The sequence below is a fragment of the Collinsella sp. AF31-11 genome, assembly GCF_003475605.1.
Classification (GTDB): domain Bacteria; phylum Actinomycetota; class Coriobacteriia; order Coriobacteriales; family Coriobacteriaceae; genus Collinsella.
On sequence record NZ_QRQS01000022.1, the window covers coordinates 1 to 7070 of the forward strand.

The 7070-nt window shown below is 59.5% G+C and carries 6 protein-coding genes; all 6 read right to left on the reverse strand.

Annotated elements, in window-relative coordinates:
* Positions 1–53: 53 nt before the first annotated feature.
* Genes tsaD through acpS form a run of 6 tightly spaced genes read right to left on the reverse strand, consistent with a single transcriptional unit; the run spans position 54 to position 6877 of the window.
* The gene (gene tsaD / locus DWZ22_RS09890) at positions 54–2438 is read right to left on the reverse strand and encodes a tRNA (adenosine(37)-N6)-threonylcarbamoyltransferase complex transferase subunit TsaD (protein ID WP_118406043.1); all 2385 of its coding nucleotides are present in this window, start codon (positions 2436–2438) and stop codon (positions 54–56) included.
* Complete coding sequence (gene tsaE / locus DWZ22_RS09895; RefSeq protein ID WP_117843703.1) at positions 2425–2931, reverse strand: tRNA (adenosine(37)-N6)-threonylcarbamoyltransferase complex ATPase subunit type 1 TsaE; 507 nt, start codon at positions 2929–2931, stop codon at positions 2425–2427. Before tsaE ends, tsaD begins: the two co-directional genes overlap by 14 nt.
* Before the next feature lie 12 nt (positions 2932–2943).
* Positions 2944–3564, reverse strand: a complete 621-nt coding sequence (locus tag DWZ22_RS09900; RefSeq protein ID WP_006235848.1) for a uracil-DNA glycosylase — start codon at positions 3562–3564, stop codon at positions 2944–2946.
* 8 nt (positions 3565–3572) lie between these two features.
* The gene (gene alr, locus DWZ22_RS09905) at positions 3573–4718 is read right to left on the reverse strand and encodes an alanine racemase (RefSeq protein WP_035137770.1); all 1146 of its coding nucleotides are present in this window, start codon (positions 4716–4718) and stop codon (positions 3573–3575) included.
* A gap of 2 nt (positions 4719–4720) precedes the next feature.
* Positions 4721–6337: an NAD(P)H-hydrate dehydratase gene (locus DWZ22_RS09910; protein ID WP_118406044.1), complete on the reverse strand. Its 1617-nt coding sequence runs from the start codon at positions 6335–6337 to the stop codon at positions 4721–4723.
* Complete coding sequence (gene acpS, locus DWZ22_RS09915; RefSeq protein ID WP_118406045.1) at positions 6338–6877, reverse strand: holo-ACP synthase; 540 nt, start codon at positions 6875–6877, stop codon at positions 6338–6340.
* Between the last annotated feature and the right edge of the window lie 193 nt (positions 6878–7070).

Sequence of the window (7070 nt, forward strand, 5' to 3'; positions counted from 1 at the left end):
GTTCATATGTGGCCGCTGGCGCCCGGGCAGCGCCGGGGACCGCACGAGCACGACTACAGCGTCATGTTCGGATCGGCGTCGACGTCGAACGGCGAGATCTCACCTCGGTCGAATTTACGGCGAGCGACCTCCGCGATCATGGCGGCGTTATCGGTGCAGGCGGACAAGGGCGGCACCGTTACACGAATGCCCTGACGTCCAAGCTTCTTGATCATCATCTCGCGCAGATGCGGATTGGCCGAGACGCCGCCGCCAATGCAATACTCCTTGCACCCGGTGGCATGCAGGGCGTTCTTGGCCTTCTTGTACTGCACGTCAAAGACAGCTGCCTCAAACGAAGCAGCCAGATCGGGCAGGTGAATCGTGCGCCCGGCCTTGGTCTCCTGCTCGATGTAGAGCGTCACCGCCGTCTTGAGGCCCGAAAGCGAGAAGCGGTAGTCTCCCCTGCTGTTAAGCGCACGGGGGAAATCGATCGCCTTGGGGTTGCCTGTCTCGGCCAGCTTGGAGATGATGGGGCCGCCGGGATAGCCCAGGCCCAGGGCCTTTGCCACCTTGTCGAAGGCTTCGCCTACGGCGTCGTCCAGCGTTTCGCCAAGCACCTCGTAGTCGCCCCATGCCTTTACGTGCACGAGCATGGTGTGCCCGCCCGAGACGAGCGTAAAGATAAACGGCGGCTTGAGGTCGGGCTGCGCCAACAGGTTGGCAAACAGGTGACCCTCCAGATGATTGACACACACGAGCGGTTTGCTGGCAGCATATGCAAAGCCCTTGGCAAAGGCGACGCCCACCACCAGGGCGCCCACCAGGCCTGGACCCTGCGTCACGCCCACGGCGGCAAGCTCACTTGGCGCAATCGCTCCGCCCTCAAGGCCAAGCGATGCCGCGGCATCTTCAAGCGCCGCATCTACGACACTCACAATCACCTCAACGTGCTTGCGCGAGGCGATCTCGGGCACCACGCCGCCAAAGCGGGCATGAAAATCAATCTGCGTCGACACCTGGTTGGCCAGCATATTGCCATCTGCATCGATAATCGCCACGGCCGTCTCGTCGCAGGAACTCTCGATGGCAAGCACCAGGCGGCGGCGCTCAATTTCGGCACGCTCCCCCTCGGAGCGCCCAGGCGCAGGCAGCGGCCATACGCGCTGCTCTGCCGCCGTCGGCTCGGGCGAAGCATTGTCGACCGGAAGCACCAAGGGCAATGGCGCCGTCATGACGATGGCATCCTTGCCGGCGTCGTAATAGCCACGGCGACGGCCCGCCTCGGTAAAGCCCAGAGCGGCATAGAGTGCAATTGCGCCCTCGTTGCCGTCCTCAACCTCAAGCGAAGCCGTGGTGCAGCCGAGCATCTGCGCGTCATAGCTCACGTGCGACAGCAGCTTGCGGGCAATGCCCTCACGGCGATGTGCCGGGTCGACGGCGACATCCAGAATCTGCACATCACCGTCCACGACCATACCGCCGGCAAGGCCCAGCAGCTTGCCGTCGTCGTGTGCCACCCACCAACTACGCGGCGCAGCAACGTCCTCGCCCAGTTCGGACAGGAACATGCCCGGCGTCCACGCCTCGTGTCCGGCACCTTCAAAGCAGGCAGCCTCCAGTGTGCTCGCGCCCTCGGCATCCGCCGCGCCCATGGGACGGAACTGCAGATGACGACCGGCGAGCTCATCGGCAACACCCGTAATTTCGCTCTGCGCACTCTCGGCAAGGCCAAGACGCCTGCGCTCGTTTTCCTCGGCATCCGAAAGGCGCGTATAGATCGGCAAGACGCGAGCCGGATCACCGTCGCCCGTGGCATGCGCCAGCAGCAAGCCCTCGCCCGAAGGCCACCAAAGGTCGCGCTCCACGCAGCGAGCCGTCTCGCCCTCACTCAGCAGCTTGCCATAACGCACCAAGCCATCGCCGGTCAGCTTTACCTGGCCCCAATCTGCGGCTTGGCGCCACCCGTCAAGCGCCGCGGCCGCCTTGGCCACGCGCTCACGCTCAAACAGGCGCTCAGGGCCCTCGTCCCCCAGCACATACAGCGCCGGATACACCTCGCCGCGCATGGCATCGGCAAGCACACCGAGTTTGCCGCGCACGCCGGCCTTCCATGCCGTCCAGGCGCAAGCGTCAAGCGTCGACACGCCCAGCAGCGGCACGTTGGCACCGCGCGCCAGACCTTTTGCGGTGGAGATGCCGATACGCACGCCCGTAAACGAACCCGGGCCGCGACCGACCACGTAGCAACCAACATCGCTGCGATCCAGGCCGGCCTGCTTCAGTACGCCATCAACAGTATTCACGAGCTCCACATTGGCATGGCGACGGCACATATGGTCGCCACTCACCAGCTTCGCCTCGCCCGTCTGCGCATCAATCCAGCTTACCGCGCAGGCAAGCATGTCAGTCGAAGTATCGAGCGCCACCACCGGCGCGTTGTCCCTATGCAAGCTCATCTTGTACAGCCCTATCAATCAAATCGGAAAGCTCCGTCGCGCGCTCGCCGTGAGCCTCGAGCGTGATCGTTCGCACGTCGCTGTCGCTCTCATCACGCTTGAGCGTCACCGAAAGATACTCATCCGTCAGCTCGTCCTGGAATTGTTCGCCCCATTCCAGCAGGCAAGCACCCTCATAGCCCAGCACGTCAAAAATGCCCGTATCCTCGAGCTCGTAGGCATGCTCCAAGCGGTATAGATCAAAGTGAAACAGCGGAATACGACCTTGATCGTGAACGGCCATGAGCGCGAACGTAGGGCTCGTAACCATATGTCCATCGCCCAGCCCGCGCGAGACGCCCTTGGTAAAGTGAGTTTTGCCCACTCCCAGGCCACCGGTCAGGATGAGCACATCGCCATCCTCAAGGCACGGTGCAATTAGCTCGCCAAAGTACTCCGTATCGGCAGCGCAAGTCGTTTTGTAAGTACCTACCCCCAGGCGCTCCAGGGACATATATGCTCCTTATTATTCCGAGGCGTCCTCTGGTGCGGGATGTCGCTCCAGATAGTCGCCCAGCATCTTAAAGTCTTCCTCCAGCAGCTCCTGCCACGCCGGATTGCGTAGCGCTGCTGCCGGATGGAACGTGGGCATCACCACAAAGTGCCCCATCTGATGGAACCTGCCGCGCAGCTTGGTAATGCCGATCTCGGTCTTGAGCACAAAGTGCGTTGCGGGGTTGCCGAGCGTCACGATAATATCGGGCCAGATGCTTCGAATCTGCTCGCGCAAAAACGGTGAGCAAGCCAGCACTTCCTCGGGGCGCGGATTGCGGTTTCCCGGCGGGCGGCACTTAAGCACGTTGGCAATGTAGACGTCTTCGCGTTTGAGCCCCGCCAGCGACAAAATGCCGTTGAGGTCCTCGCCTGCCGCCCCCACAAAGGGCTCGCCCTGCAAATCCTCATTGCGGCCCGGCGCCTCGCCAATAAACATCACGCGAGCGCGGGGGTTTCCCACGCCAAACACGATATTGTGACGCGACTGGTAGAGCTGGCAGAGGTGACAATCGCCCAGAACGGCCTCAATTTCCTCGAGTGCGACCTCACGTGGTGCCTGATGGGTATGGCCGGGGATGTGCATGACGCCCATAGCGGCTCCTACACGTAGACCTTGTCGAGACGCATGCCAAAGCCGCAGGCGACCTCGTAGTTAATCGTTCCGCGCAGTCGGGCCATCTCGTCCATAGTGATCTCGGCATCGCCATCGCGGCCGACAATGATCATCTCGTCACCATACTCGGCCTCGGGAATCTCATGCGCCGGGTTGGACTGAATGGCGACCATAAACTGGTCCATGCAGATATTGCCAACCTGATGCACACGCTCGCCGCGATACAGCACATCCATACGATTGGAAAGCGTACGCGATAGGCCATCGGCATAACCGATCGGCAGCGTGCAGATCTGAACGCGCGTACGCGGTACGCGGTAGGTAAAACCGTAGCCCACGCCCTCACCCATCGCAGGGTGTGCCACGCGCGTCACACGCGCATGGACGCTCATAACGGGATCAAGCTGCATCACGCGGCCACTCAGCTCGCACGGCTGCATGCCATACAAGCCAACGCCGGCGCGGATCATATCAAAATGCATCGAGGGGTCGAGCATCGAGGACGGCGTGTTGGCGCAGTGCACGATACCGCACTCAAAACCCGCATCCTTAATGGCCTGAACGGCCTCGGTAAAGCGCTGACACTGCAGCTTGTAGTCCCAGCCCGAAGGTTCATCGGCCGTGGCGAAGTGCGTAAATACGCCGTCGCACTGAATACCGCGATGGAAATTTATACCGCGGACAAAGTCGAGCACCTGTGTGTAGTGTACGCCGATACGATTCATACCCGTCTCGATGGCGAGATGATACTTGCCCACCTTGCCCGCCGCGACGGCACATTCGCCATACGCAAGAGCAAAGTCAGACGTATAGACCGAGGGCATGATATCAAACTCGAGCAACGTCGGAATGGCCTCGATAGGCGGCTCGCTTAGGATGAGGATGGGTTTCGTAATCCCGCCCTGTCGGAGCTCAACGCCCTCGTTAACCGTCGCCACGGCAAACATGTCGGCACCGGCCGAATACATGATCTTGGCGCACTCAACAGCTCCATGACCATAAGCATCGGCCTTGACCACGCAGCACAGGCGCTGACGTGGATTCAACAAGTTCTTATAGGCCCTCGTGTTGCGACGGAGCGCCCCGCGGTCGATCTCGACCCAGGACCAACGCGTCAAATCGGCTTTATTCATGATTAGTCATCCGACCCTTCGTCCATGATTCCCAGATCTTCGAGCGCATCCTTTGCCGCCAGCTCCATGGCAGGACCGATCAAGTCGATAAGATCGGTCGCGATAACGCTCTTCTCACCATACTCCGTCGCCGCGGCAAAACCGGCGTAGCTGTGAAGTGCGACGGCGTACGAATACAGCAACTCCCAACGATCCATCTCGTCGCGCATGGTGGCAAGCGTGCCGGCCAAAATACCCGCGAGAACATCACCCGAACCGGCAGTTGCCAGAGAAGCCGGACCCGAGAGCGGCAGCAGCACGCGCTCAACGCCACAGATAGCCGTCGTCGGCCCCTTGGCAATGACCACCAGATTGTCGGAGCCTGCAGCCCAGACAACCTTCTGCGCGGCCGCAATCGCGGTACCAAGGTCGTTCACCTCGTCACCGGCAACCAGACGTGAAAGCTCACGATAGTGCGGTGTCATAACCAACGGCTGCTCGCGACGATACATCTCGGGGTTACTATCAATACCGTCAATGGCAATCTTAGCAAGGCAGTTGAGTGCATCGGCGTCCAAAATAAGCGGCACATCAAGCTCAAGCAAGCCCGAAACCACCTGCATAGCGCCGGCAGACGTCGTCATACCGGGACCGCACAGCACGCAGCTGTACTTCTTTGCGATCTCGCACACCGTCATGCGCGCAGCGGCGCCAAAGGAGCCGCGGGAATCAGACGGAATAGCAAAGACGGGAATCGAAGGAAGTGCCATGCGAATAAGATTGGCGCAGGCGTCAGGAGCCGCGACTGCCACGTAACCAGCACCCGCGCGAGCTGCAGACTTAGCCGCCATAATGGCAGCACCAGGATATTGCGCAGATCCGGCGACAATAAGCACAGAGCCACGGGAATACTTATCGATATTCGTAGGCAGTGGAGCAAAGAAATCAACTAAATCACCGGGCTCGACAATCTCGGCGGCGTGGTCGACATCATCGATGACCTCGTCAAGACGGTCGTAAAGATTGCCGCAGATCAAATCTCCAGCATACTCAGGGCCATCAGCGCTATACAGACCAATCTTGGGCGCAATCATCGTCACCGTACGCTCGGCACGAATGCAGTCGTCATCAACAACGCCCGTCTCGGCATTCAAGCCCGAGGGGACATCAATGGATACGACACAATCGGCGCATTCATTGACCGTAGGAATCCAAATGGAGAACGGCGCACGCAGATTCCCGTGAAAACCGGTACCAAAAATGGCATCGACAACAACATCGGCCTTATCGATCAAAACCTCGAGTTCGTCACGCGAGGGGCCAACGCAAACGTGCACATCGCGGCCGGCAGTACGACGAGCAACATGACGTGCCAGAGCAGCAGGAATCTCATCCGGCTCAACCGGAGAAACGATATCTACGTCCACACCCTTATGGTTCAGGATGTCGGCGGCAACCCAACCGTCGCCTCCATTATTACCAAAACCGACCAGAACGAGAACCCGATCGGGATTGAGCTTCATGACCTCGTTGGCGGCAAACTCACCCGCTAGCTCCATAAGCTCGGCCTTCGAAGTCCCTTCGCGTTCGATGATATCCTCGAGACGAACGACTTCTTCGGTACTCAAAACCGGTTTCATCTATGCTCCTAGCGTATCTTGCGAAGCATCGCCCAGGTGCTCCGTCAATGCTGAATTCTGCAGCTGCTCAAGCTCATCTAAAACAGAGCAAGCCTCTTTAAATGTCTGCGCAACGCGTTTCTTGGTGCTCACCTTTTCCTCTTTTGGCTTAGGCCGAGCATCTTCGGTAATAGCGATGGCATTCGCAACGGCTAAGTCTCCTGTAAGCGTAATGGAAAGAGCGACCTCAACAACACCCAGCTCTTGAGCGATCTCGAGTGCACGGCCCGAAAGCAGCGCCTTCGGTTTGCCGAGTTTATCACGCGTTACCGAAACATCCTGGCGACCCACGCCTTGACTAAAACCCGTGCCAAGAGCTTTAAGCACCGCCTCGCGCGAAGCAAAGCGGCTCGCATAGTGAGCAGCGGGACGCGATGATGCATCGCAATACGCACGCTCTTCTTCGGTAAACACACGCCAAGCAAACGACGGCGTCTTTTCAAGAATTGATTTCATGCGGGAAATCTCGACGATATCAACACCGATACCAGCTTCAGCCATGTTCACCTCCATATCGCACAGACTAAGCTATTGTAGCCCGTTCACAGAAGATGCGACAAACGAGGGTTATAAAACACAGCTACTATGTGAGACAAAAACCCGTTAGCGCAAAAAAGGGGGAGGCCGCGAGGCCTCCCCCTTCTTCAATCTCGCTGACGGCTCGGTGCCGTCCACCGGTCAGCGGCGCCCTGGC

Excerpts from the sequence above, each read along its gene's own strand:
- DWZ22_RS09900 (WP_006235848.1), bottom strand. The coding sequence starts at position 3,564 with ATGGGCGTCATGCACATCCCCGGCCATACCCATCAGGCACCACGTGAG.
- tsaE (WP_117843703.1), bottom strand. The coding sequence starts at position 2,931 with ATGTCCCTGGAGCGCCTGGGGGTAGGTACTTACAAAACGACTTGCGCT.
- tsaD (WP_118406043.1), bottom strand. The coding sequence starts at position 2,438 with ATGAGCTTGCATAGGGACAACGCGCCGGTGGTGGCGCTCGATACTTCG.
- alr (WP_035137770.1), bottom strand. The coding sequence starts at position 4,718 with ATGAATAAAGCCGATTTGACGCGTTGGTCCTGGGTCGAGATCGACCGC.
- DWZ22_RS09910 (WP_118406044.1), bottom strand. The coding sequence starts at position 6,337 with ATGAAACCGGTTTTGAGTACCGAAGAAGTCGTTCGTCTCGAGGATATC.
- acpS (WP_118406045.1), bottom strand. The coding sequence starts at position 6,877 with ATGGCTGAAGCTGGTATCGGTGTTGATATCGTCGAGATTTCCCGCATG.